General features: G+C 66.5%; 25 protein-coding genes. 11 read left to right on the forward strand and 14 right to left on the reverse strand.

Annotated elements, in window-relative coordinates; genetic code table 11:
• The first annotated feature begins 36 nt into the window (after window positions 1-36).
• Together ACSC1R_RS12350 and ACSC1R_RS12355 are read left to right on the forward strand one after the other, a co-directional pair.
• Window positions 37-1,896, forward strand: a complete 1,860-nt coding sequence (locus ACSC1R_RS12350; RefSeq protein WP_439026040.1) for a PAS domain-containing protein — start codon at window positions 37-39, stop codon at window positions 1,894-1,896.
• Between the two features lie 6 nt (window positions 1,897-1,902).
• Window positions 1,903-2,280 carry a hypothetical protein gene (locus tag ACSC1R_RS12355; RefSeq protein ID WP_439026041.1) on the forward strand — a complete coding sequence of 126 codons (378 nt, stop codon included), beginning with the start codon at window positions 1,903-1,905 and terminating at the stop codon, window positions 2,278-2,280.
• On the opposite strand, the gene ACSC1R_RS12360 is transcribed toward ACSC1R_RS12355, so the two are convergent.
• Together ACSC1R_RS12360 and purL are read right to left on the reverse strand one after the other, a co-directional pair.
• Window positions 2,256-2,828 (reverse strand): HalX domain-containing protein, encoded by a 573-nt coding sequence (locus tag ACSC1R_RS12360; protein ID WP_439026042.1) that lies wholly within the window; start codon window positions 2,826-2,828, stop codon window positions 2,256-2,258. The two genes, ACSC1R_RS12355 and ACSC1R_RS12360, sit on opposite strands and share 25 nt — an antisense overlap.
• Before the next feature lie 166 nt (window positions 2,829-2,994).
• Window positions 2,995-5,151: a phosphoribosylformylglycinamidine synthase subunit PurL gene (purL, locus tag ACSC1R_RS12365; RefSeq protein ID WP_439026043.1), complete on the reverse strand. Its 2,157-nt coding sequence runs from the start codon at window positions 5,149-5,151 to the stop codon at window positions 2,995-2,997.
• A gap of 349 nt (window positions 5,152-5,500) precedes the next feature.
• On the opposite strand from purL, the gene ACSC1R_RS12370 reads away from it, so the two are divergent.
• The 3 genes from ACSC1R_RS12370 (at window position 5,501) to ACSC1R_RS12380 (ending at window position 7,986) form a co-directional block, all read left to right on the forward strand.
• The gene (locus tag ACSC1R_RS12370; RefSeq protein ID WP_439025991.1) at window positions 5,501-6,073 is read left to right on the forward strand and encodes a DoxX family protein; all 573 of its coding nucleotides are present in this window, start codon (window positions 5,501-5,503) and stop codon (window positions 6,071-6,073) included.
• Between the two features lie 150 nt (window positions 6,074-6,223).
• Complete coding sequence (locus tag ACSC1R_RS12375) at window positions 6,224-6,910, forward strand: PHP domain-containing protein (protein WP_439026044.1); 687 nt, start codon at window positions 6,224-6,226, stop codon at window positions 6,908-6,910.
• Window positions 6,907-7,986 (forward strand): asparagine synthase C-terminal domain-containing protein, encoded by a 1,080-nt coding sequence (locus tag ACSC1R_RS12380; protein ID WP_439026045.1) that lies wholly within the window; start codon window positions 6,907-6,909, stop codon window positions 7,984-7,986. Before ACSC1R_RS12375 ends, ACSC1R_RS12380 begins: the two co-directional genes overlap by 4 nt.
• Window positions 7,987-8,127: 141 nt before the next feature.
• Here the strand turns inward: ACSC1R_RS12380 and ACSC1R_RS12385 are convergent, their stop codons facing one another.
• On the reverse strand, window positions 8,128-8,634 hold the full coding sequence (locus tag ACSC1R_RS12385) for an NUDIX hydrolase (RefSeq protein ID WP_439026046.1): 507 nt from the start codon (window positions 8,632-8,634) through the stop codon (window positions 8,128-8,130).
• Window positions 8,635-8,730: 96 nt separating this feature from the next.
• Between ACSC1R_RS12385 and ACSC1R_RS12390 the strand changes: the two genes are divergently transcribed.
• Entirely contained in the window at window positions 8,731-9,180 is a 450-nt protein-coding gene (locus ACSC1R_RS12390; RefSeq protein WP_439026047.1) for a hypothetical protein, read from the forward strand.
• A gap of 27 nt (window positions 9,181-9,207) precedes the next feature.
• Here ACSC1R_RS12390 and ACSC1R_RS12395 read toward each other — a convergent pair whose 3' ends face one another.
• Entirely contained in the window at window positions 9,208-10,170 is a 963-nt protein-coding gene (locus ACSC1R_RS12395; protein WP_439026048.1) for a transcription initiation factor IIB, read from the reverse strand.
• Window positions 10,171-10,442: 272 nt separating this feature from the next.
• Between ACSC1R_RS12395 and gatC the strand changes: the two genes are divergently transcribed.
• From gatC to ACSC1R_RS12410, 3 genes are all read left to right on the forward strand, one after another.
• Window positions 10,443-10,721: an Asp-tRNA(Asn)/Glu-tRNA(Gln) amidotransferase subunit GatC gene (gene gatC, locus ACSC1R_RS12400; RefSeq protein WP_439026049.1), complete on the forward strand. Its 279-nt coding sequence runs from the start codon at window positions 10,443-10,445 to the stop codon at window positions 10,719-10,721.
• Window positions 10,718-11,983, forward strand: a complete 1,266-nt coding sequence (gatA, locus tag ACSC1R_RS12405; RefSeq protein ID WP_439026050.1) for an Asp-tRNA(Asn)/Glu-tRNA(Gln) amidotransferase subunit GatA — start codon at window positions 10,718-10,720, stop codon at window positions 11,981-11,983. Before gatC ends, gatA begins: the two co-directional genes overlap by 4 nt.
• A gap of 176 nt (window positions 11,984-12,159) precedes the next feature.
• A complete protein-coding gene (locus tag ACSC1R_RS12410) occupies window positions 12,160-12,573 on the forward strand; it encodes a hypothetical protein (protein WP_439026051.1) in 414 nt (137 codons plus the stop codon).
• A 33-nt stretch (window positions 12,574-12,606) separates the two neighbouring features.
• On the opposite strand, the gene ACSC1R_RS12415 is transcribed toward ACSC1R_RS12410, so the two are convergent.
• Both ACSC1R_RS12415 and ACSC1R_RS12420 read right to left on the reverse strand, forming a co-directional pair.
• On the reverse strand, window positions 12,607-12,963 hold the full coding sequence (locus ACSC1R_RS12415) for a helix-turn-helix transcriptional regulator (protein WP_439026052.1): 357 nt from the start codon (window positions 12,961-12,963) through the stop codon (window positions 12,607-12,609).
• Between the two features lie 48 nt (window positions 12,964-13,011).
• Entirely contained in the window at window positions 13,012-13,758 is a 747-nt protein-coding gene (locus ACSC1R_RS12420) for an NRDE family protein (RefSeq protein ID WP_439026053.1), read from the reverse strand.
• A 71-nt stretch (window positions 13,759-13,829) separates the two neighbouring features.
• On the opposite strand from ACSC1R_RS12420, the gene ACSC1R_RS12425 reads away from it, so the two are divergent.
• Window positions 13,830-14,294 carry a phosphopantetheine adenylyltransferase gene (locus ACSC1R_RS12425; RefSeq protein WP_439026054.1) on the forward strand — a complete coding sequence of 155 codons (465 nt, stop codon included), beginning with the start codon at window positions 13,830-13,832 and terminating at the stop codon, window positions 14,292-14,294.
• A gap of 24 nt (window positions 14,295-14,318) precedes the next feature.
• On the opposite strand, the gene menE is transcribed toward ACSC1R_RS12425, so the two are convergent.
• The 6 genes from menE to ACSC1R_RS12455 form a co-directional block, all read right to left on the reverse strand.
• Window positions 14,319-15,830 carry an o-succinylbenzoate--CoA ligase gene (gene menE, locus ACSC1R_RS12430; protein ID WP_439026055.1) on the reverse strand — a complete coding sequence of 504 codons (1,512 nt, stop codon included), beginning with the start codon at window positions 15,828-15,830 and terminating at the stop codon, window positions 14,319-14,321.
• Complete coding sequence (gene menC / locus ACSC1R_RS12435; protein WP_439026056.1) at window positions 15,827-16,867, reverse strand: o-succinylbenzoate synthase; 1,041 nt, start codon at window positions 16,865-16,867, stop codon at window positions 15,827-15,829. The genes menE and menC overlap by 4 nt, the downstream gene beginning before the upstream one ends.
• The gene (locus ACSC1R_RS12440) at window positions 16,867-17,829 is read right to left on the reverse strand and encodes a 1,4-dihydroxy-2-naphthoate polyprenyltransferase (RefSeq protein WP_439026057.1); all 963 of its coding nucleotides are present in this window, start codon (window positions 17,827-17,829) and stop codon (window positions 16,867-16,869) included. The genes menC and ACSC1R_RS12440 overlap by 1 nt, the downstream gene beginning before the upstream one ends.
• Before the next feature lie 60 nt (window positions 17,830-17,889).
• Window positions 17,890-18,462 carry a hypothetical protein gene (locus ACSC1R_RS12445; protein ID WP_439026058.1) on the reverse strand — a complete coding sequence of 191 codons (573 nt, stop codon included), beginning with the start codon at window positions 18,460-18,462 and terminating at the stop codon, window positions 17,890-17,892.
• An 87-nt stretch (window positions 18,463-18,549) separates the two neighbouring features.
• Window positions 18,550-19,023, reverse strand: a complete 474-nt coding sequence (locus tag ACSC1R_RS12450) for a DUF6789 family protein (protein WP_439026059.1) — start codon at window positions 19,021-19,023, stop codon at window positions 18,550-18,552.
• Between the two features lie 148 nt (window positions 19,024-19,171).
• Window positions 19,172-19,441, reverse strand: coding sequence for a DUF7571 family protein (locus ACSC1R_RS12455; RefSeq protein ID WP_439026060.1), 270 nt, complete (start codon window positions 19,439-19,441; stop codon window positions 19,172-19,174).
• A 117-nt stretch (window positions 19,442-19,558) separates the two neighbouring features.
• On the opposite strand from ACSC1R_RS12455, the gene ACSC1R_RS12460 reads away from it, so the two are divergent.
• On the forward strand, window positions 19,559-19,765 hold the full coding sequence (locus tag ACSC1R_RS12460) for a cold-shock protein (protein ID WP_435318039.1): 207 nt from the start codon (window positions 19,559-19,561) through the stop codon (window positions 19,763-19,765).
• Between the two features lie 119 nt (window positions 19,766-19,884).
• Here ACSC1R_RS12460 and ACSC1R_RS12465 read toward each other — a convergent pair whose 3' ends face one another.
• A complete protein-coding gene (locus ACSC1R_RS12465) occupies window positions 19,885-20,778 on the reverse strand; it encodes a 1,4-dihydroxy-2-naphthoyl-CoA synthase (protein ID WP_439026061.1) in 894 nt (297 codons plus the stop codon).
• 75 nt (window positions 20,779-20,853) lie between these two features.
• Window positions 20,854-21,489, reverse strand: a complete 636-nt coding sequence (locus ACSC1R_RS12470) for a LysE family translocator (RefSeq protein ID WP_439026062.1) — start codon at window positions 21,487-21,489, stop codon at window positions 20,854-20,856.
• Window positions 21,490-21,583: the final 94 nt, after the last annotated feature.

The raw sequence follows: 21,583 nt of genomic DNA on the forward strand, positions 1-21,583 counted from the left end.
TTGCTCTCGATGCTCGATTCGTGGGATGGTGGTTGCATGAACGACGGGACACGCGCGACCGACCGGTCGCTTCCCATCCTCGACCGTGTCGGAGACGCCTTCTTCGCACTCGACACCGGCTGGCGGTTCACCTACATCAACGACCGCGCCGAGTCGATGCTGAAACGCTCTCGCAGTGACCTCATCGGCCGGGTCATGTGGGACGAGTTCCCCGAGACGGTCGAGACACAGTTCCCCGAGGGCTTCCACAAGGCCATGGAGACCCAGGAACCCGTCTCCTTCGAGGTGTACCACCACCCCCTCGACACCTGGTTCGAGGCGCGGGCCTACCCGGCACCGTCCGGCCTCTCCGTCTACCTCCGGGACATCACCGACCGCAAGGACCGAGAGAACGAACTCGCCCAGCACGCCAGGGTCGTCGAGGCGGTCCACGACGGCGTCATCACCGTCGACGACGAGAACCGCATTGCCAGCGTGAACGAGGCCATCGAGACCACGATGGGGGCGACCCGTGACGAACTCGTTGGCGAACCCATCCGACGGCTTCCCGAACTCGCGTCCATCAACGCGGAGGGAGCGATGGCCATGGGCGAAGCCATCGGCAAGATACAGTCCGGCAACGCCCGCCACTCCCGGTTCGAACTCGAGTTCATCAACGCCGAGGGCGAAGAGCGCGTCGGTGAGATGCGGATGGTCGCCCTCGGCGAGGGACAGGCCAGCGTCGCGGGCGTCATCCGCGACGTGACCGAACAGCGCGAGTACGAGCGTATGGTCGGGTCGCTCCACGAGGTCACGCGCTGGCTGTTCCAGGCCGAAGACGCAGCGGAGATCTGCTCCGTCGCAGTCCACGCCGCGGGCGAGATGCTCGACCTGCCTATCAGCGGCGTCTGGCTCCTCAACGACGAGCGCGGCGTCCTCGACCCGATGGCAGCCACGATGGATGCCCACGCCGAACTCGGCGGCCTCCCGCAGTTTTACGAGGGCGAGGGGTTGGTGTGGGACGTCTACCGCGAGGGCGAGGCCCGCGTGTTCGACGACCTCACCGAAGTCGACGGCCTCTACAACCCGAACACACCGCTCAAGAGTGAGATAATCGTTCCCATCGGCCCCCACGGCGTCATGATGACCGGGTCGACGCAAGCCGACGCCTTCGACGACACCGACCTCGAACTCATGTCACTGCTGGCTTCGAACACCGAGGCCGCCCTCGACCGGTCCGACCGCGAGAAACTGCTCCAGGACAGAAAGCAGAGCCTCGCTCGCCAGTCCGAGCGCCTGCGGGCGGTCGCGAACATCCTCTCCGACGACCTCCAGTCCCACCTGGACACCGTCGCCAGCGAGTTCGACGGCGACGAGGAGGCCGGGGCCGTGGAGACGCTCACCCGCGCCGAGGAACTGGTCGACGACATCCTGGAGTTCGCCCGCGACCAGACCTCCATCGGGTCGCGCTCCTCGGTCGACTTCGAGAGCGCCCTCGCCGACGCGCTGGACGCCTCGATCGCGGAGGACATGACGGTGTACCTCGAATTCGAGGGCCGCCTGCGAGCCGAACGCGACCGCTTCGTCCACATGCTCGAGACGGTGTTCAACGACATCACCGCCCGCGCCGGCGACGAGGCAGCGACCGTCAGAATCGGCCCCGTTGAGGACGACCAGACGGGTCGCCCCACCGGCTTCTACATCCTCGACGACGCAGAGAAGATACCCGAGACCGAGTTCGACCGGGTGTTCGAACCCGCGACGACCGAGGAGTCCGACGACGTGGGCCTCGGGCTGGCGGTGGCCCGCGAAATCGCGGAAGCTCACGGCTGGGAGGTCGACGTCTCGACCGGGCAGGCCGGCGGGACACAGTTCTCGCTGACGGGCCTGGTGACGTTCGAAGTCACGCGGCAGTGAGTGGTGATGACCGCATCGGACGACCCTCGGGATTCAGCGGACACACCTCTGCCGTGGGAGTACGTGCTTGGCTTCTTCACCATCCCAGTCCTGGTCGCTTCGGTACTGGTCGGTGCGTACTTCCTCACGTCCGGTGGCCCGTTCTCGTGTGGCTTCGTGACTTCGCGAGCGTCGTGGCTCTGTCCGTGGATGCAGGAATTCAGCGGAACCGTGTACTGGCTCGTGGTCCTCTTTTTCGGGGGCACGGTGTGTCTCGCGATGGTCGTCAGCTACTCGCTCCTGTTCGTTCGAGAATTGCTGGATCGGTACGCTGGGCAGGACGAACTCGAGTCCTCGAAAACGACGCCCGACGAAAACGGTCAGTCGGTCCGCGATAAATCCTGACACACCCGCCGATACGCATCCAGATCCGAGAGCTCCGTGATGGTCTCGTCTATCTGGGCTCGCATCACGTGCAGGCGGTCTTCCAGGCGGGCGTACTTCTCCGACGCCCGAAGTTCGGCTTCGGTCTTCTGGGAGTCGAGCAGCGCCTTCTTCGAGGCGAGCGCGAAGAACTCCTGAATCTGCTCGTCGTAGGTCGACCGTAGTAGCAACTGGTCGATGGTGTCGAGCAGGTCCGTCTTCGAGACGGGTTTGACGAGGTAGTCGTCGAAGCCCATCTGGATGATGTCGAAGTCTGGTTCGACCGCGGTGACCATCGCGATTCGGGTGTCGAGCTCGCGGTCCCGGATGGTCGAGAGGACCTCGTCGCCGGAGAGGCCGGGCATCCGGCGGTCGAGCAGGACGATGTCGACCTCCTCGGAGATGGCTTCGAGCGCCTGCTGGCCGTTGTACGCCGTCTTGACGGTGCAGGCGTCTCGCAGCCACGCCGCGTACAGGTTGGCGAGGTCGGGTTCGTCCTCGACGATGAGTGCGACTGGACCCTCAGCCATCGCCCAGACCACCCACGTAGGTCTGCATGATAGGGTCATTGATACTTGGTGTATAAGTAGATGACGGGGGTTCTGACGGTGATACCCACACACGGGCGACAGGAATCGAGGTACCGTCTCGCAGTCCTCGATGAAAACGATTCGCGGGCCTCGTAGTCGTGTGACCCTACGCGAGTTCGTCGCTGATGACCGACCGGAGCCCGGTTATCTCGTCGGCGTCGTACTGGAGGTCGGTCCACGAGACCGACAGGTCGAGCGCGCCGTCGCGGGTCCCCGAGCCGATGTGTTCGACCGGTGCGACGCCGTCGAATACCTCGCGGACCGCGTCGGGGTCGGTCGTCTGGACGAGGGCGCGGCCCGGCTGTTCGTGGAACAGCAGACCGGTCTGCTCGGCGCGCGGTTTGATGCCACCGTTCTCGGGCAGTTCGACCGCGAGCCCGGCGTCGGCGTGGACCATCTCGGCCAGCGCGACGGCGAGGCCACCGTGGCTCACGTCGTGGACCGCTTCGACGTGGTCAGCGTCGGCCACGTCTGCGAGGGCGCTGACGAATTCGACAGGGTTCTCGGGGAGTTCGGGGAAGCGGTCGCTCCCACCCAGCTGGGCGAGGTACTCCGAACCGCCGAGGCGGAACTCGTCGCCCTCGGAGAGCGTGCGGTCACCGACCAGAAGCAGTTCACCCTCGGGGGAAGCGTGCATCGGCGGCGCGTCGTACCCCTCCTTCGTGCCAACCATCATGAGCGTCGGCGTCGGCGGGATGGGACCCGACGGCGAGTCGTTGTACAGCGAGACGTTCCCGCCGACGACCGGCACCGACAGGTCGGCGCACATCTCGGCGAGGCCGTCGACGATGCCCTTGAAGCCGCCGTACACGTCGGGCTTCTCCGGGTTGCCGCCGTTGAGGCAGTCGACCGCGGCGAGCGGGGTCGCGCCCTTCGCGGCGAGATTGGTCGCGTTCTCCAGTGCGACCGCGCGAGCGCCATCGAAGGGGGCGCAGTCGGTCCACAGCGGGTCCGACCCAGCGGACATCGCGAGCCCCTGGCCGGCCTCTCGGATGGCGACGACGGCCGCGTCGTCGCCGGGGAGCACACTGGTCCGGTTGCCGACCTCGTGGTCGTACTGGCGGTACACCCAGCGCTTGGAGGCCGTGGTCGGACTGCCGACGACGGCCTCGAACGCTTCGGGAAGGTCTGCCTCGGGGAGGTCCGTCTCGGGCATCGGTGGTTCCTCGTGGGGCAGGTCGTTCATCGGCGCACCGTCGCCGAGGTACTCGGCGTCGACCGAGACGACCTCCTCGCCGTCGAACGTACAGACGTAGTCGCCGTCGGTCACCTCACCGATGACCGAACAGCCGAGGTCGAACCGTTCTGCCACCTCGCGCACGCGCTCGACGTTCTCCTCGGTGACCTCGTACACCATGCGCTCCTGGGACTCCGCGAGGAGGATCTCCAGTGCGTTCATGTTCGGCTCGCGCTGGTGGACACGTTCGAGGTCGATGCGCGCCCCGAGGCCGCCCTTGGCGACGAGTTCGCTCGATGCACCGCCGAGACCGGCCGCCCCGAGGTCGCGGGCCGACTCGACGAGGTGTTCCTCGACGAGGACCTCGTTGGCCTCGATGAGTAGCTTTTCAGTGTAGGGGTCGCCGACCTGGACCGCGGGTCGGTCCTCGGTCTCGGCGTCCTCGCTCAGGTCCTCACTCGCGAAGGAGGCACCGCCGAGGCCGTCTCGGCCCGTCCCGTTGCCCACGAGGACGAGCTTGTTGCCCGGCTCCTGTGCCTCGGCCGTGATGAGGCGGTCCGCGTCGAGCAGGCCGACACACGCGACGTTCACCAGTGGATTCCCCTCGTAGTCGGGGTGGAAGTCGACGCTCCCGCCGACGGTCGGAACACCGATACAGTTCCCGTAGTGGCTGATGCCCTCGACGACGCCCTCGAACAGGTAGCGCGAGTGCTCGCGGTCGAAGTCACCGAAGTACAGCGAGTCGGTCAGAGCGATGGGGTACGCCCCCATCGACAGCGTGTCCCGGACGATGCCGCCGACGCCGGTCGCCGCGCCGTCGAACGGGTCGACGTAGGAGGGGTGGTTGTGGGACTCGATACCCATCGTGATGTACGTCGAATCGTCCAGTGCGACGACTGCCGCGTCGTCGCCCGGCCCGATGACGACCTGGTCGCCCTCGCTCTCGAAGGCGGACAGCAGTGGTCGAGACGACCGGTACGCACAGTGCTCACTCCAGAGGTTCTCGAAGAGCGTGGCCTCTGCCGGTGTCAGGGCACGCCCGAGTTCGTCCTCGATGAGTTCGCGGTCGGAATCGGCGAGGCTCATTCACCCTCATGTCGATACCCACCCGACTAATGCGTTTCCATGTGCACGTTCGTGGATACTCTCGGGTGGTGCCGTCTCACCGTGGCTTTCCTCCGCCAGCGTCGACGCTCGTCGATGGCCCTCGCGCGCATGCACCCCGGAGGAGCGCCGCGATGAACGCTCTCAGATACGGAGAATGACACATAGAAACACGCGATTCAGTAGCATGGTCTGTCTCTCGATAAGTCGCCGCTGTCTATCGATTCTGGCTCTCGGTACCGGGGTGTTTCTCAGTTCTGTAGAACCGAGAATTACGCTCTCTTTATATGTCGATGCCTGTCGTCTGTTGAGATGTAAGAGGACGATTACGATGGCAACCAACACCTACACGACCGAAAGCAACACCTTCGAGAGCACCCTGGGCGGGATTCACGTCAGCGGTAAAGCCCACAGTCTGAGCGCGTGGTTCGTGCTGTCGCTGCGACTCATGATGGGCTATGCGTTCTTGCACGCTGGCTGGGACAAGATCTTCGCGGCGGAAGCGTTCAACGCGAAGGGCTACCTGCTGTTCGCGGCCGGGGCGAACGGGAACCCGCTGGCGGACATGTTCGTCTGGATGGGTGAGACCGCCTGGTTCGTCGAGTTCGCGAACATCGCCGTGCCGTGGGGCGAACTGTTCATCGGCCTCGGACTGCTCGTCGGCGCGATGGTCCGCCTCGCAGCGTTCTTCGGAGCGCTCATGATGGCGATGTTCTACTTCGGGAACTGGAGCATCGAACACGGCATCATCAACGGCGACTTCGCGTACATGCTCGTGTTCCTCGCCGTCGCAGCCTTCGGCGCAGGGCGCATCCTCGGCCTGGACACCCTCATCGAGAACTACGACGTCGGCGGCCAGAAACTCATCGAGAAGTACCCCAGACTCGACTACATCCTCGGCTGAACCGGGGTCTTTTCTGATTGCGATGTCTGTCCCCGTCGTTTCCTGTTCGGTTCTTGTTCTTCGGATAGCTGTCGGCGACGTTGTCGGTCCGACCCGTCGAGAAACGATGATACCGAGGCGCTTTTGACCCACCCACGACTAGGCCTACCCGTGCTATCGGTCGAGTTGCACTGTCACTCTGCGCTCTCGTACGACGGTCACGACCCGGTCGAGTTGCTGTTACAGCAGGCCGCAGCAGTCGGACTGGACGCACTGGCAGTGACCGACCACGACGAAATCGACGCGAGTCTGGACGCCGTCCGGAAGGCCCCCGAGTACGGCCTCATCGGGATCCCGGGCATGGAGGTGACGACCGCGGCCGGCCACGTCCTCGCCCTCGGTGTCGAGGAGAAGGTGCCGATGGGGATGCCCTTCGACGAGTCGTTAGCGTTCATCCGTGACCGGGGCGGTATCGCTGTCGTGCCGCATCCGTTCCAGGAGTCGAGAAGCGGCGTCATGGAGAACATCACCCGCGAGGAACTGGCCACGGCCGACGCCATCGAGGTGTACAATTCGCGGTTGCTGACGGGCCGGTCGAACCGGCAGGCCAAGCGCTTTGCCGAACAGTTCGGGCTGCCGATGACGGCCGGGAGCGACGCGCACATCAGCGAGATGGTGGGGCAGGCGGTGACGCGCGTCGGGGCGACCGAAGAGAGTTCCGACGCCATCCTCGAGGCCATCCGTGCGGGACGGACGTCCGTCGAGGGCAAGCGGACACCCTGGCGAATCAGCTTCCAGCAGGCGGCGAGCGGTGCGAAACGACGCGTGAAGAACCGCCTGCAGGAGTTCCTGTTGTGACGCTCCAGGGGGCCACCCCCGACGTCGTTCGACGGGCCATCGAGTCGGAGCGACCGTTACCGGGGACCGGCGGGTTCGCTGGCGAACTCGACGGGGAACTCGTCAGGGACGTGCTCGGCCGCTACCCGCTCTTTTCGGACCCGGAGACGGGTGAGTGGGCGTTCGACCCGACCAGTCTCGTCGCGCCCGAGCGTGTCGAGCCAGGGTATCACGTCACCGACGACGGTGACCGTCGGCGGTGGACACTCCCGGCTCCCGAGCCAGTTTTAGACAGACGTGCGGCAGTCGACAGGGTCGAGGAGGCGATTCGAGAGGGTGCGAGGGCGCTTCCCGACGACGGACAGACGGCGGTCGCGTTCTCGGGTGGGGTCGACTCTGCACTGGTCGCTGCGCTGGTCGACGGACCGTGTTACGTCGTCGGATTCCCGGACAGTCACGACGTGACGCAGGCACGACGAGCGGCGGCGGCGATGGACGTCGACCTGACGGTCGTCGAATTGACGCCCGAACGGCTGGAAGCGGCGGTGCCGACCGTCGCCCGGGCTATCGGTCGGACGAACGCGATGGACGTCGGTATCGCGTTGCCACTGTATCTGGTGGCCGAGCGTGTCGCTGCCGACGGGTACGACCGACTCGCGGTCGGACAGGGGGCGGACGAACTGTTCGGCGGGTACGCGAAGGTCGCCAGGGCTCCGGACGACCCTCGTGTGGAGGCGACGACGGTCCGTGGTGCTGCTCGTGAGATGATTCAGACGCTGCCTGACCAGCTGGAGCGGGACGTCCTCGGGTTGCGGGCCGCGGGCGTCGAGCCTGTCGCGCCGCTCTTACACGATGCGGTGGTCACGGCAGCCCTCCAGTTGCCCGGCGAGTTACTGGTCGACGAGCGCGGCGAGCGGAAGAAGGCGCTCCGGCTGGCCGCACGCGAGTGGTTGCCGGATACGGTCGCGTTCCAGGAGAAGAAGGCCGTCCAGTACGGGAGTCTGGTTGCGAGAGAACTCGACCGCCTCGCCAGGCGAGCAGACTTCAAACGTCGGATGGACGACCACGTCACGCGATACGTCGAGTCACGGCTGTAAGTTCGTCTCGTGTCGACCCCTGCGGACGCACGGCACTGGCCGAGACAGTCGGCGGCGCAGAACGCGAGTTCGACCGGCTGCCTCCCGCCGTCGTCGTGAGTTCTCACCGTGACGGCAGACGGGCCGCTGGTGGTGCAGTCCTCACCGGGAGTCCGTCCCAGCGTCACCTGACCTATCCACGCCGTCGACCGCCTCGATGGCTCGCTGGCCGATCTCGACCACGTCTGGTTCGAGCCAGTCTGCGGCGTCGCGGAGTCGCTCCGGGGTGAACCACTCCCAGGCGTCGACGGGCGTCTCGCCGGGGGCCGGGTCGAGATTCCGGGAGGGGGCTTCGCCGTAGTAGATGTGGTCGACGTGCTGATGGCCGACCTGTCCGTCACAGACGTTGATATCTTCCAGCAGCAGGTGCTGGGGTCTGGGGATGGACCGGACGGTCTCGGATTCGATATCACCCTCGGGTGCCACGAGGGTCACGTCGAGGCCGGTCTCCTCGCGGGTCTCGCGAAGGGCCGCCTCGTGGGGCGTTTCGGCCCGGTCGACGTGTCCACCGGGTGGGAGCCACATGTCCAGTTTCTCGTGGTCGTGGAGCAGGGTTGCACCGTCGTGGACGACGTAGACGGTCGCGACGAAGTGGCGGGTCGTCTCCATGGTGAACGGTCCGATTCGGTGGGTTTGTAGGCGTCGGTCCCGGGTCTGTGAGTCCGGGACGGAACGCCTTTATCACCGTGGCCCGGCGATACGAGTGTGCGATTCCGGTACCTGTACGCGGTCGGCGTGGTCGTCCTCCTCCTCGGTGTGGCCATCGTCGGCGTGGGTCTCTCCACGCCCGAAGAGTGCGACGTGGACTACGCCATCGACGTCAACCGAAGTCTGGGTGGGGACCGGCCGGTCGTGGAAGCTGGGAACCTCTCACAGCCGGTCCAGCAGGCCGTCCAGACCGTCGTCGAGGAGAACCGGACCGCCTTCGTCGAACCCGAGCAGTACCGCGACGAGCTGGCGAACCGGACCGTCCAGTACGAGGGACGACTGTATCCCATCGATGGAACGCCGGTCGAGAACTGTGCAGGTGGGCGCGACGACCTGTTCGTCCTCGTCGGGTTCTGGATTACCGTGTTCGGGACGGTGATACTGTCGCTTGTCGGACTGTACGATTACGGAAAAGACAGATTTCGGACCGACGCGGAGTATCGATAGCGACCCCGGCGGGAACCGTTCCTCGTCTCAGAGCGGCTGTTCGGCTTCGAGCAGTTCGTGGTAGCGGTTGCGGATGGTGACCTCGGAGATGTTCGCGACGTCGCTGACCTCGTTCTGCGTGACCTTCTCGTTCGCCAGCAGCGAGGCCGCGTAGACGGCGGCAGCGGCGAGGCCGACCGGTGACTTGCCCGAGTGGATTCCCTCTCGCTTCGCCGTCTCAAGGAGCTGACGGGCGCGGCGTTCGGCCTCGTCCGAGATACCGAGTTCGCTCGCGAACCGGGGGACGTAGCTCACGGGGTCGGCGGGTTGTATCTCCAGATTGAGTTCACGGACGATGTACCGGTACGTCCGGGCGATTTCGTCGCGTTCGACGCGGGAGACGTTGGTCACCTCGTCGAGACTGCGCGGCGTGCCTGCCTGTCGTGCTGCCGCGTACAGTGACGCCGTCGAGACGCCCTCGATGGACCGACCCGGGAGGAGGTCTTCGGCGAGTGCACGGCGGTAGATGACCGAGGCGGTCTCGCGGACGTTCTTCGGGAGACCCAGCGCGCTGGCCATCCGGTCTATCTCGCCCAGTGCCTGCTTCAGGTTGCGCTCTTTCGAGTCGCGGGTGCGAAAGCGCTCGTTCCAGGTGCGCAGGCGCTGCATCTTCTGGCGCTGGCTGGAACTCAACTGGCGGCCGTAGGCGTCCTTGTTCTGCCACCCGATGTTGGTCGACAGGCCCTGGTCGTGCATCATGTTGGTCGTCGGGGCGCCGACCCGGGACTTCTCGTCTTTCTCCTTCGAGTCGAACGCGCGCCACTCGGGGCCACGGTCGACGTTGTCCTCTTCGACTACGAGGCCGCAGTCGGCACAGACGGTCTCGCCGTGTTCGCTGTCCGCGATGAGGTCACCGGTACACTCCGGGCACGTCGTCGCTGTCTCGGTCGTCTCTGTTCGCTTGGTTTGGCTCTCGTCGGCCTGTTGGCGTCGAATACTCGTGTCAGTCATGGTGAGGGATGTCCGCGGATGGGGTCGAGAACGGTCGCTCGTATTATCTGTTGCGTGCTGGGCGACTTAAGTTCTTGGGCCAAAACAGTTAGGCGAACTGCATTATTTTAATGCAAATCGGGAATCAAGATTCGCATAGGCGGTAACGCGGCGGCCTCGAAGGAAACGAAAACCCAATTTTCTGTTCTCTTACGGTCGTGTCGGGACGACCGAACCACCGCCTCCGCCCCGGTATCGAAACCCTTACTCGGGCGAACCCAGTCTGGACGACCATGAGCGATACGTCCGCCACTTCAGAGGACGTCCGGCACGTCGCGGACCTGGCACGTGTCGACCTCGAAGCCGACGAGGTCGACGAGTTCGCCGAACAGTTCGCGGACATCCTCGACTACTTCGACGCACTCGACGAGGTACCCGAAGTCGACCACGAGGCCGACCTCGTCAACGTCATGCGCCCCGACGAGGAGCGCGAGTGTCTCACCCGTGAGGACGCGCTGCGCAACGCCGAGGAGACAGAAGACGGCTTCTTCAAAGGACCCAACGTCTCATGAGCCAGATATTCATCACCGAAGAGACCATCGAGGGAGCGGACGACGGCCCCCTCGCCGACCGCACCGTCGCCGTCAAAGACAACATCTCGACCGACGGCGTCCGGACCACCTGTGGCTCGTCGATGCTCGAGGACTACGTTCCGCCGTACGACGCGACCGTCGTCTCCCGGCTGAAAGACGCCGGTGCGACCATCGTCGGCAAGGCCAACATGGACGAGTTCGGGATGGGTACGACCACGGAGACCTCCGCGTTCGGCCCGACCGAGAACCCCGTCGCCGAGGGGCACGTCCCCGGCGGTTCCTCCGGTGGCTCTGCGGCCGCCGTCGCCGCTGGCGAGGCCGACCTCGCGCTGGGCTCTGACACCGGTGGCTCCATCCGCTGTCCCGCCGCGTTCTGCGGCGTCGTCGGCATCAAGCCGACCTACGGCCTCGTCTCGCGCTACGGCCTCGTCGCCTACGCGAACTCGCTGGAACAGATCGGCCCCATCGCCCCCGACGTGGAGTCGGCCGCCGAACTGCTCGACGTCATCGCGGGCCCGGACGACCGCGACGCGACGACCCGCGACGAGGGTGCTGATTCGGCGTACGCCGCGGCCGCAGACGGCGACGTCGACGGCCTCAGCATCGGCGTCCCGACCGAACTCGTCGAGGGCGCCGACGAGGGCGTCAAAGAGCAGTTCTACGCCGCGCTCGACGAACTCGAAGCGCAGGGTGCCGAGTACCACGAGGTGTCACTGGAGTCCGTCGAGTACGCCGTGCAGGCGTACTACGTCATCGCGATGTCCGAAGCCTCATCGAACCTCGCCCGGTTCGACGGCGTCCGATACGGCCACTCCGGTGGCTACGACGGCAACTGGAACGAGGTCTTCGGCAAGGCCCGCGAGGAGGGCTTTGGCCCCGAGGTCAAGCGTCGCATCCTGCTCGGAACCTACGCCCTCTCTGCCGGCTATCACGACAAGTACTACAAGAAGGCACAGGACGCGCGTGCATGGGTCGAACAGGACTTCGACGCGGCGTTCGAGGACGCCGACGTGCTCGCCTCGCCGACGATGCCCGTCCCGCCGATGAAACTCGGCGAGTCCCTCTCGGACCCGCTGAAGATGTACCTCGCCGACGCCAACACGGTGCCAGTGAACCTCGCGAACCTCCCCGCCATCTCGGTGCCCGCCGGGGAGACCGACGGCCTCCCCGTGGGCCTCCAGCTCGTCGGCAAGCAGTTCGACGAGGAGACGATTATCCGGGCTGGCAGTGCGCTTGCCTGAGCAGGCCAATCTTCTGACCAACCGCAACGAGTTCGGTTCTTCGACGGCCCTAGCACCGGTTTCGTAGCTGTATCGCACTTCCCGGGTTGAATACGAAAGCAACCACAACAGTTATGCGGATTATTAACATAGAACCGATAACTACTGGTCGTCAGTGACGGCTGGGGAGACTTCCGATGCGAATTGCCAAAGATACAGACGTCGAGTTCGACGAGTTCTCCCGGGCGTGTGACCTCGTCGAGGACTACTACGGGGACCTCATCGACGACGTGGCGCTCCACGCACCGATTTCGCGCCGCCAGCTGGTCGCCGTCCTCGCACGGGCACAACTGTCGGGTCGGGGCCTCGGACCGGATGCACTCGACGAACAGGGCGAGCAGGTGTACCAGTCGAACGATGAGACGCTGTTCTGGCTCGACGGGTCGTTCTGGCGACGGCTCCGCGAGAACCACAACCTGAGTCCCGACGAGGGCCGGGCGGCCCGTGAAGTCCACCGACGAATCATCGAGGCCATCGACGGGGACGTCGGGTACTACAACCGTGAGCGTGACCCGTTCGTGCTCATCGAGCGGGCGCACCCGACGGCCTGAAACCGGCGAAAACGAGTTTTTCTGCGATCTTCGCTACTGGTACGCGAGGTTCATTATCCACTGGGTGAAGGCGTCGCTCTGTGGGTCGGCCTCTTCCTCACCGATGAACGGTGAGAGCATATCGCCGGCCATGAGGAGTGCGAACTCGAGGTCGGCGGCGACGGGCTGGATGAAGTACGTGTTGTGCCCGTTGTAGACGGTCTCCTCCCGGTCGACGAGTTCCTTCTCGACGAGGGACTCGACGATACGTGAGCCCTTGCGCGAAGAGACGTCGAGTTCCTTCCAGAAGTCGCTCTGGTGGATGCCGCCGGTCTCGCGGACGAGTTCGAGGCCAGCCAGTTCCTCCTCGGTGAGGTCCTCCTCCGCGACGCTCACAGCGAACACCCCCATGTCGTCGTAGGCATGGCTATCACGTCTGAAAGACGTGTGTCGAATCGCTTAAAGCTGCCCTTCGAGGGCTACGGGTTCGTGTTCCGTCTCGCACGGCGGCCCGTCGGCCCACCGGTAGTCGACCGTCTCACCGAGGACGATGAGGGAGGACGAGCGTGTCCCGTATCTGCCCTCGGGGTCGTGAACGCAGACGCCGAAATCGTGGTCGCCGAGGACGGCGGCAGCACGGTCGCGCCAGGCCATGGTGGTCTCGCCGTCACGGGGCTGGAGTGCCGCCCGGACCGCCCGGGCGTTCTCGGCCTGCTCGCGGGCGAGGTCGGCGCGATGGGTCGGAATCTCGAACGTGTCGTCGGCTCCGACGTTGACGACGACGTGGACGCCGGGCTCGAGCCTCGACGTGGTGAGCTCGCCGTCCCACTCGAACAGGAAGGCGTCGGCGGCGTCCGCGACGACGAGATTGAAACCCTGGTACTCGGACTCGACCACGGCGTCTTCGACGAGGTCACGGGCGGCCGCCGCACTCGGCTGTCGGAGCGCGTCACGAACGAGCAGGCCGCGAGAGCGCTCGCCGGCGAGGTCGGCGTCGACCCAGCGGTTCGTCACGCCGACGAACACGCCGTGTTCGTTGAAGCCGACCCAGGTGCCACCGGCTTGCTCGTCACGGGGGGCGACGACGACGGGGTCGGTCTCGACGACGCTCGGGGGTCGGGCCGGGCGTGCCAGCAGTTCGTCACGGTTCGCCGCGACGACGACGGGTTCGTCGAACACCTGCCACGCGATGGTGAGGGTACACACGGGCCCCGATACGGCGGGAGACGACAAAAACGTCCGGTAGCGGTATGTTCGTCCGCTGCCTAGAGGATGCCATGCGAGTCGCCGTCGCGGGTACGTTTGGACCGATTCACGACGGCCACCGACGACTCTTCGAGACCGCGCTCGAACTCGGCACCGACGGGGTCGTGGTCGGCCTGACCAGTGACGCCTTCGCCTCTGAATCGAGAGACAGAGACGTTCCTTCCTTCGAAGCACGCGAGCGAGTGCTCAAGCGGGAACTCACCGACATGAACCTGTGGGGCCGCCCGATTGAGATACGCAAGATAGCCTCTGAAGACGCCTTCGCGGCGACCGAACAGGACCTCGACGCCGTGGTGGTCTCGCCGGAGACCTACCCCGAGACAGAGGAGATAAACGAGACGCGACGCGAGAACGACCTCAACCAGCTCCTCGTCGTCGTCGTGCCGTTCGTTCGGGACGCCGACGGCGACCGTCTCTCTTCTACCCGAATCGTCGAGGGCGAGGTCGACGAGCACGGGGCGGCGACGCCGTCGTAGTCGACTGTTCCGCCCAACTGGACGTCACTCGCCGAGGAGCGCACGCACCGCCTCCCGGTCGACGGTTCCGGAGGCGGTCCGTGGCACCTCGTCGGCGAAGCGGACGGTCTTCGGTACTGCATAGTCCGCGAGTCGGGCCGTGCAGTGTGCGGTTATCTCTTCGACGGTCAGGTCGGTTTCGCCGTCCGTGACGACCAGTGCCGCGACGCGTTCACCCCACTCGTCGTCGGGGAGGCCGACGACGGCGACAGCCTCGACACCGGTCAGGGACCGAATCACGTCCGCGACGGCCGACGGGTCGACGTTCTCGCCGCCGGTGACGATGCGGTCGTCGACGCGGCCGGTGACCCACAGCCGGCCGTCGTCGTCCTGGTAGCCGACGTCGCCGGTGTGAAAGCCATGTCGCGAGAAGTGTGCGTCCGTCCGGTCGTCGTCGAGGTAGCCCGGGGTCACGGTCGGCCCGTCGACGACGAGTTCGCCGGTCGCTCCGGTCTTGACGGGGTCGCCGGTCTCGTCGAGGATTCTGACCGTCGTCGTCACGAGCGGCTGGCCGACGGTCCCGGGATGGTCGCGAGCCTGCTCGGGGGTCGCGGTGGCGATCTGGGAGGCGGCTTCGGTCATGCCGTAGGTCGGGTAGACCGGCACGTCCCGGTCGGCACAGCGGTCGAGCAGTTCCTGCGAGGCGGCCGCCCCGCCGAGCAGGACGAATCGCAGGTGGTCCGGCGGGGCCCAGTCGTCGTCTAGCAGGCGACGGAGCATCGTCGGGACGAGTGAGATACCGGTCACCTCGTCGGCCTCGATGACCTGGGCCGTCGCTTCGGCGTCGAACTCGCGCTGGAGCACGACGCCGGTCCCGTACAGCGTCGACCGGACGAACGGGGCGAGCCCGCCCATGTGGTACGTCGGGAGACAGACGAGCCAGCGGTCGTGTCGGTCGACCCCGAGGCGGAACGCCGACCCCGTCGCGCTGTCGACGAGGTTGCCCACGGTGAGCCGAACGCCTTTCGGCTGGCCGGTCGTCCCCGACGTGAACAGCAACGCCTGCTCGTTCGTCTTCGAGAGGGGATACGGCACTGCGACGGCCGAACTCCCGTCGTCGAGTGGTTCGACGGCCGCCAGTCCGGGTTCGTCGACGCTGGCGATGGGACACTCGGTGGTGGCTTTCGCGACCGACTCGACCGCCAGTTCCTCGGTCTCGTCACCACAGACGAGCACTCGGCAGTTCGCGCGGTCGAGCTGTGCCGCCAGCTCATCGGCGGGCCGGTTCGGGTCGAAGAGCGCGACCGAACTCGACCGACGCATCGCCGCGAAGAACACGACCGGAACCGCGACACGGCGGTCCAGAACCAGCCCGATGCGGCCGTCGCCGGGGTAGTCGTCCAGCCGGGCGGCCACGTCGTGGACCCGATGGTGCAGGTCGCGGAACGTCCACGACCGGTCGGTGTCGGCGTCGGCCAGTGCGGTCCGTTCGGGCGTGGTCCTGGCCCGCACCGAGAGGAGGTCCTGCGTCGGCCACTCGACGGGGACGCCGCTCACTCGTCCCACACCCCCCGGACGCCGAGGCCCGGTCCGTCCGGGACCCGGATGGTCCCGTGTTCGACCGGGCAGGGGTCCGGCCCCACGTCGGTCGAGAGCCACTCCGCGGTCGCCAGCCCGCTCGGGAGGACACCCGGGAGCGAGGCGGCGAGGTGAACCGCGGCGGTCCGGGCGACGACGGCGTCGATGGTGGTCGTCACGACGGTCGCCACCTGAGCCTCCTGTGCCGCCAGTGCGGCCTGTCTGGCCTGTTCGACCCCGCCGAGTGCCATCGGTTTGAGGACGACCACGTCGGTCGCCCCCGCGTCGAGAACTGCTTCGACGGAGTGACTCGCGAGGGACTCGTCGAGCGCGACGCCGACCGACCCGGCCCGGTCTCGCAACGCGGCGTGCCCCGCGAGGTCGTCGGGGTCGAGCGGTTGTTCGACGAACTGGACGCCAGACTCGGCGAACGCGTCGAACGCCTCCTCGGCCTGCTCGCGGGTCCACGCCCCGTTCGCATCGGCCCGGACGGTCACGTCGCCGCCGACCACCTCGCGGACTGCTCGGACGCGTTCGATGTCGGTTTCGAGGTCCCGTGCCCCGACCTTCACCTTCACGCAGTCGAAGCCCTGGTCGGTCGCCGATTCGGCGGCCGCCGCGGTGTCTACTGGTGCCGAATCCCCGATGGTCGCGTTCACCGGAACCACGTCGCGAGTCGCGCGGCGGCCCAGTATCTTGTACAGGGGCCGGTCGTGCTGTTTCGCCCGGAGGTCGGCGAGGGCGAGCGAGATACCGTGTCTCGCGGCCGGGTTCGCGGCGAGGTCTTCTCTGAGGGCGGCCTCCTCGTTTCGGATGCGCTCTGTCGCATCGGCGAGGGCGGCGCGACACTCCGCCAGCGACTCGGTCCAGCCCGGCAGCGGCATCGCCTCGCCGAGACCGACGTGGTCGCCGTCGGAGACCCGAACGAGGACGCCTTCGCGTTCGGTCATCTCGCCGTTCGCGGTCGCCAGCGGGCGGGCCAGGGACACCGAGAACTCGCGCGTTTCGGCCTCCATCAGACCACCCCCGTCAGGCCGAAGCCGATTCCGAACAACAGGGCGTAGAGTGCGAGGAGTTTCCCGACGCGTTCGAGCGCGGGGTTGAGCGCGTCCCCGTCCGTCCGTGAGAGGACGGTCTGTGTGACCGACGCAGCGAGGGGGAGCGACAGGAGTGGGAGGAGTACCGTCGCGGGCGTGTCGAACCCGAGTACGAGGGCGACCGGGGCCAGGTACGCGATGGCCAACATCGTGAGGAACTCGACGCGGGCGAACCGGTAGCCGAATGCCACCGCGAGCGTCGTCTTCCCCGTTTGCGAGTCCTCCTCTCTGTCACGGACGTTGTTCACGACGAGGATGTTCGTCGAGATGGCCGCGATTGGCAGGCTGGCCACGAGTGCGAGAGTCAGTTCGGGCAGGGGCGGGAGCCCGGTCGCCAGCGGGCCGTAGTCTGGGGCGGCGGCTGCTGCCTGCACGTAGTAGGTCCCGGTGACGGCGACCAGCCCGAAGAAGACGAAGACGAACAGGTCGCCCAGCCCGTTGTAACCCAGCGGGTACGGGCCGCCAGTGTAGGCGATGCCGGAGGCCACGCTCACGAGGCCGACGACGAGGATGGGGACGCCGCCGACCCAGACCAGGTAGCTCCCGGTGACGATGGCGACCGCGAAGGTCACCAGCATCGCCCGTTTCACCTCGTCGGCGTCGATGAGGCCGGACTGGGTGACCCGGGTGAAGCCCTGGCGGTCCTCGGTGTCTGCGCCCTGTTTCGCGTCGTAGTAGTCGTTCGCGAAGTTCGTCCCCACCTGGATGAGCGCCGCGCCCACGAACGCCATCACCGCCGGGAGGGCGGCGAACACGCCGCTGTAGTAGGCGACGGCCGTGCCGACGATGACGGGGGCGGCCGCCGCCGGCAGTGTCTGGGGCCGCGCGGCCATCACCCACGCCCTCGTCTTCGAGATATCCGCAGTCGCCGTGTCAGTCATTACCCGGACTTGGGGCGACGGTGAAAAAGCCGCTGTGGTTCGGCGGGCCGGTCGAGGGAGTCAGGCACCAGTCTTCGTCCCGTCGTCGTCGGCCGGCTGACCGACCGGGAAGTCGAACGTGTGCCAGTCGGTCCAGACGAGGTCGCCGTCCTCGTTCTGGCACGGTCGGTCTACGTCGGGGTCGTACTCGCCGTCCCCGTCCGTGTCGACGACGGCGACGACGGCGACCGCGTGCTCACCGGCGAGGTCACCGACCGGGACGGCGGCCCCGTCGGCGGTGACCGCTCCGTCGAACTGGACGTGGTCGGTCCCGAGGACGACACCCTCTTCGAAGGCGACGAAGAGCATGCTCGTGTTCGCAGGGACCGTCCAGCCGACGTGGACGTTGCCCTGTTTCCAGAGCTGGGCCGTGTTCCCGGTTCCCCAGTAGCTCACCCACACCTGCTCACAGGTGGTCGGTTCGGCGAGGGTGTCGTACAGGCGCGGTTCGCCGCCTGGCCCCGTGGTTCCGGGGTCGGTGGTCGTCGGCGGTTCGGCGGTGTCGCCCGGACCACCCGTGCTCCCCAGTTGGCCGACGCAGCCGGCGGAGAGCACGAGCAGACAACAACACAGGGCGGCGAGTCGCATCTTCATTGCGACTAGACGATGGACCGACATCGGCAAAAGAACACGTCAAGGTGAAAGAACGATTGTAGGCTGGGTCGCCCCCGGGTCGTGTCGTCAGCTGGGGTCGTCGACCGCGGCGTAGACGCCGCCGAGCACGAGGCCGAAGACCGCGTGCCAGAGGAGCGAGGGGATGGCGAAGTTGGGGAACGGCGGGTTCGCGGGCGACCCGACGGCGTCGAGCCAGACGGGCATGAGCAGTGCGGCGAGGGCCACCCAGGTCACGACACCCCAGCCGAGGCCGAGTCCGAGGCGCTGGGCGACGGAGTCGGCGTCGAGTACCCCGACGAGGGCGGCGAACGCCACGCCGAGGACCGCCCCGTGCGAGAGGTGGACGACGAGGCCGAGTGCCGGGTTCTCCGGGGGTGCCAGAGTGTACAGTGAAGGGATGGCGACCGCGAGCGTCTTGGGATTCATCGCGAGGACGAGTGCCCCCATGACGGCGCTCCCGACGAGGCCTCCGAGGACTCCCGCCTTCCAGTTTCCGTCCGATACACCGGTCGAGTGCGTGGTCTCTGTCGCTGTCGACATACAGGGTACCCTGCTCGGGGGGTGACAATGCGGATTTGGGGGCCGTGTATCGCGAACACACCCTTCCGAAAACATTTTATTCGATGCCCTGGCGAGGGCTGGTGCTGTCGCGAGAGAGGATGACCCGAACCGTGGTCGAGGGTCCCGCTCAGCGGGAGATGCTGGTACGAGTCCAGCCGGGGTCCTCACCGGTGCGTTCGATGAGGTCGGAACGGCAAGCCGGGCAGTAGTCGGGGGTCTCGGTCTGGTTTCGGGGGACGTACACCGCGCCGCCACACTCCACGCACGCATCCGCGACGATGGTCACGCAGTCCGCACAGAGGTTGAAATCGTCGACTGTGAGGTCACGCAGGGGTTCGAGTTGTTTGTCCAGGATGTACTCGTCGATGACCGCCTGACAGCTGTGGCACGGTTTCATAGCGATGCAGGCTGTGCAATGTGACCGTCTCACAAATACTTGTTCCCCGGGGCAACGGGTCGTGGTACCTCGACCCTCGGAAGTGTTATCCGCATCTCGCCACTGTGTGTGCTTACAATGGCAAAAGGAAAGGTCGACTTTTTCAACGACACAGGCGGCTACGGTTTCATCTCGACTGACGACGACAGCGTCGACGACGACGAGGACGTGTTCTTCCACATGGAGGACGTCGGCGGTCCCGACCTCGAAGAGGGTCAGGAAGTCGAGTTCGACATCGAGTCCTCCCCCAAGGGCCCGCGCGCATCGAACGTCACCCGACTGTAATCTCGGACTCTCACTGTCGCCTCGAGCGACAGCTTGCGGTTCCATTTTTACACAAAACTACACCAGACGACGATAGCTCGGCTTCCAGCGACCCGTGCTCGAACTGCCGAGTCACCCACTCAGTAGTGCCACTCGTAGTCGTCGAACTCCGGGTCGCGCTTCTCGACGAACGCGTCGCGGCCCTCCTGGGCCTCGTCAGTCATGTAGCCGAGACGGGTCGCCTCGCCCGCGAACACCTGCTGTCCGATCATGCCGTCGTCGGTCATGTTGAAGGCGTACTTGAGCATCCGAATCGCGGTCGGGCTCTTGTTGTTGATGGTCTCGGCCCACTCCAGGGCCGTCTCTTCCAGTTCCTCGTGTGGGACCGCCTCGTTCACCATACCCATGTCGGCGGCCTCCGCGGCGGAGTAGGTCTTCCCGAGGAAGAAGATTTCACGCGCTTTCTTCTGCCCGACCTGCTTGGCGAGGTAGGCGGAGCCGAAGCCGGCGTCGAAGCTGGCCACGTCGGGGTCGGTCTGGAGGAACTTCGCGTGCTCCTCGGAGGCGATGGTCATGTCACAGACGACGTGCAGCGAGTGGCCACCGCCGACGGCCCAGCCGGGGACCACACAGATGACGGGCTTTGGGATGTGGCGGATGAGGCGCTGAACTTCGAGGATGTGCAGGCGACCCGACTTCGAGGCGGACTCCTTCTCGGCGTCGTCACCCTGGTACTCGTAGCCAGCGCCACCCCGCACGCGCTGGTCGCCGCCCGAGCAGAACGCCCAGCCCCCGTCCTTCGGCGAGGGGCCGTTGCCGGTGAGAAGCACACAGCCCACGTCGGTCTGGCGCTTGGCGTGGTCGAGCGCCTGGTACAACTCGTCGACAGTGCCCGGTCGGAAGGCGTTACGGACCGCGGGGCGGTCGAAGGCGATGCGGACCGTCCCCGAGTCGACGGCGCGGTGGTAGGTGATGTCGCGGAAGTCGAGGTCGATTTCGGTCCAGGCCTCGGCGTCGAAGAGTTCGGAAACCATGTTCCGAGACTCGGGAGGGCGCGCAAAAATAGGTTCCCGTCCGGGCGTACGCGGACTCGACGCCGCTGGAGAGTCTCAGCCGTGACTCCCGTCGATGACCAGCAGGGCTGCGAACCCGACGAGGACGCTGCCACTCACCGCACGCAGGACCCGGGGCAGGCGCTCCGACCGGGCGACCACGCGCCGCGCCTGGCTGGCGAACACGGCCAGCAGCGCGAGGTAGGCCAGGCCCAGCGCGGCGTAGACGACCCCGAGCAGAAGCATCTCGCCAGGGGCGGCGGTCCCAGCGGGGACGAACTGTGGGAGGAACGCGAGGACGAACACGGCCACCTTCGGGTTCGAGACGTTGACCGCGAGCGCCTGCCGGTACGCCCTGGTCGCCGACGCGTCACCCGAAACTGCCGCCGCGGACACGTCGAACTCCTCGTCGTCGCGCAGGGTCTGCACACCGAGGTAGACGAGGTAGGCCGCGCCGACGTAGGTGACCAGCCGATACGCGAGCGCGGAGGTCCGGAGCAACACCGAGAGCCCGGCGACGGCCGCGAGGGTGTGCAACAGGACGCCAGTCGCGGTGCCACAGGCGGCAGCGATGCCGGCGCGTCGCCCGCCGTCGAGGCCGCGCGCCAGCACGACCATGGTGTCCGGACCGGGTGCGAGCACGACCGCGAGGGCGGCCGGGACGAACGCGAGGAGTGTCGAGACGGCGAGCACGACCGTTCGATACCGCGGCGAGTGCCTTCAGTCTGCTGTCCCCCGCCCGTCGTGCGGTCTCCCGCCGGCAGTAGGGTTTTTATCAGGCACTCGC

This window comes from Haloarchaeobius ordinarius, from assembly GCF_051801355.1.
GTDB lineage: Archaea > Halobacteriota > Halobacteria > Halobacteriales > Natrialbaceae > Haloarchaeobius.

Coding starts and splice junctions, on each gene's coding strand:
- ACSC1R_RS12445 (WP_439026058.1), bottom strand. CDS start 18,462: ATGAAGATGCGACTCGCCGCCCTGTGTTGTTGTCTGCTCGTGCTCTCC.
- ACSC1R_RS12450 (WP_439026059.1), bottom strand. CDS start 19,023: ATGTCGACAGCGACAGAGACCACGCACTCGACCGGTGTATCGGACGGA.
- ACSC1R_RS12360 (WP_439026042.1), bottom strand. CDS start 2,828: ATGGCTGAGGGTCCAGTCGCACTCATCGTCGAGGACGAACCCGACCTC.
- ACSC1R_RS12410 (WP_439026051.1), top strand. CDS start 12,160: ATGCGAATTGCCAAAGATACAGACGTCGAGTTCGACGAGTTCTCCCGG.
- ACSC1R_RS12355 (WP_439026041.1), top strand. CDS start 1,903: ATGACCGCATCGGACGACCCTCGGGATTCAGCGGACACACCTCTGCCG.
- gatA (WP_439026050.1), top strand. CDS start 10,718: ATGAGCCAGATATTCATCACCGAAGAGACCATCGAGGGAGCGGACGAC.
- ACSC1R_RS12350 (WP_439026040.1), top strand. CDS start 37: ATGAACGACGGGACACGCGCGACCGACCGGTCGCTTCCCATCCTCGAC.
- ACSC1R_RS12455 (WP_439026060.1), bottom strand. CDS start 19,441: ATGAAACCGTGCCACAGCTGTCAGGCGGTCATCGACGAGTACATCCTG.
- ACSC1R_RS12465 (WP_439026061.1), bottom strand. CDS start 20,778: ATGGTTTCCGAACTCTTCGACGCCGAGGCCTGGACCGAAATCGACCTC.
- ACSC1R_RS12460 (WP_435318039.1), top strand. CDS start 19,559: ATGGCAAAAGGAAAGGTCGACTTTTTCAACGACACAGGCGGCTACGGT.
- purL (WP_439026043.1), bottom strand. CDS start 5,151: ATGAGCCTCGCCGATTCCGACCGCGAACTCATCGAGGACGAACTCGGG.
- ACSC1R_RS12370 (WP_439025991.1), top strand. CDS start 5,501: ATGGCAACCAACACCTACACGACCGAAAGCAACACCTTCGAGAGCACC.
- menC (WP_439026056.1), bottom strand. CDS start 16,867: ATGGAGGCCGAAACGCGCGAGTTCTCGGTGTCCCTGGCCCGCCCGCTG.
- ACSC1R_RS12425 (WP_439026054.1), top strand. CDS start 13,830: ATGCGAGTCGCCGTCGCGGGTACGTTTGGACCGATTCACGACGGCCAC.
- ACSC1R_RS12415 (WP_439026052.1), bottom strand. CDS start 12,963: ATGGGGGTGTTCGCTGTGAGCGTCGCGGAGGAGGACCTCACCGAGGAG.
- gatC (WP_439026049.1), top strand. CDS start 10,443: ATGAGCGATACGTCCGCCACTTCAGAGGACGTCCGGCACGTCGCGGAC.
- ACSC1R_RS12395 (WP_439026048.1), bottom strand. CDS start 10,170: ATGACTGACACGAGTATTCGACGCCAACAGGCCGACGAGAGCCAAACC.
- ACSC1R_RS12440 (WP_439026057.1), bottom strand. CDS start 17,829: ATGACTGACACGGCGACTGCGGATATCTCGAAGACGAGGGCGTGGGTG.
- ACSC1R_RS12385 (WP_439026046.1), bottom strand. CDS start 8,634: ATGGAGACGACCCGCCACTTCGTCGCGACCGTCTACGTCGTCCACGAC.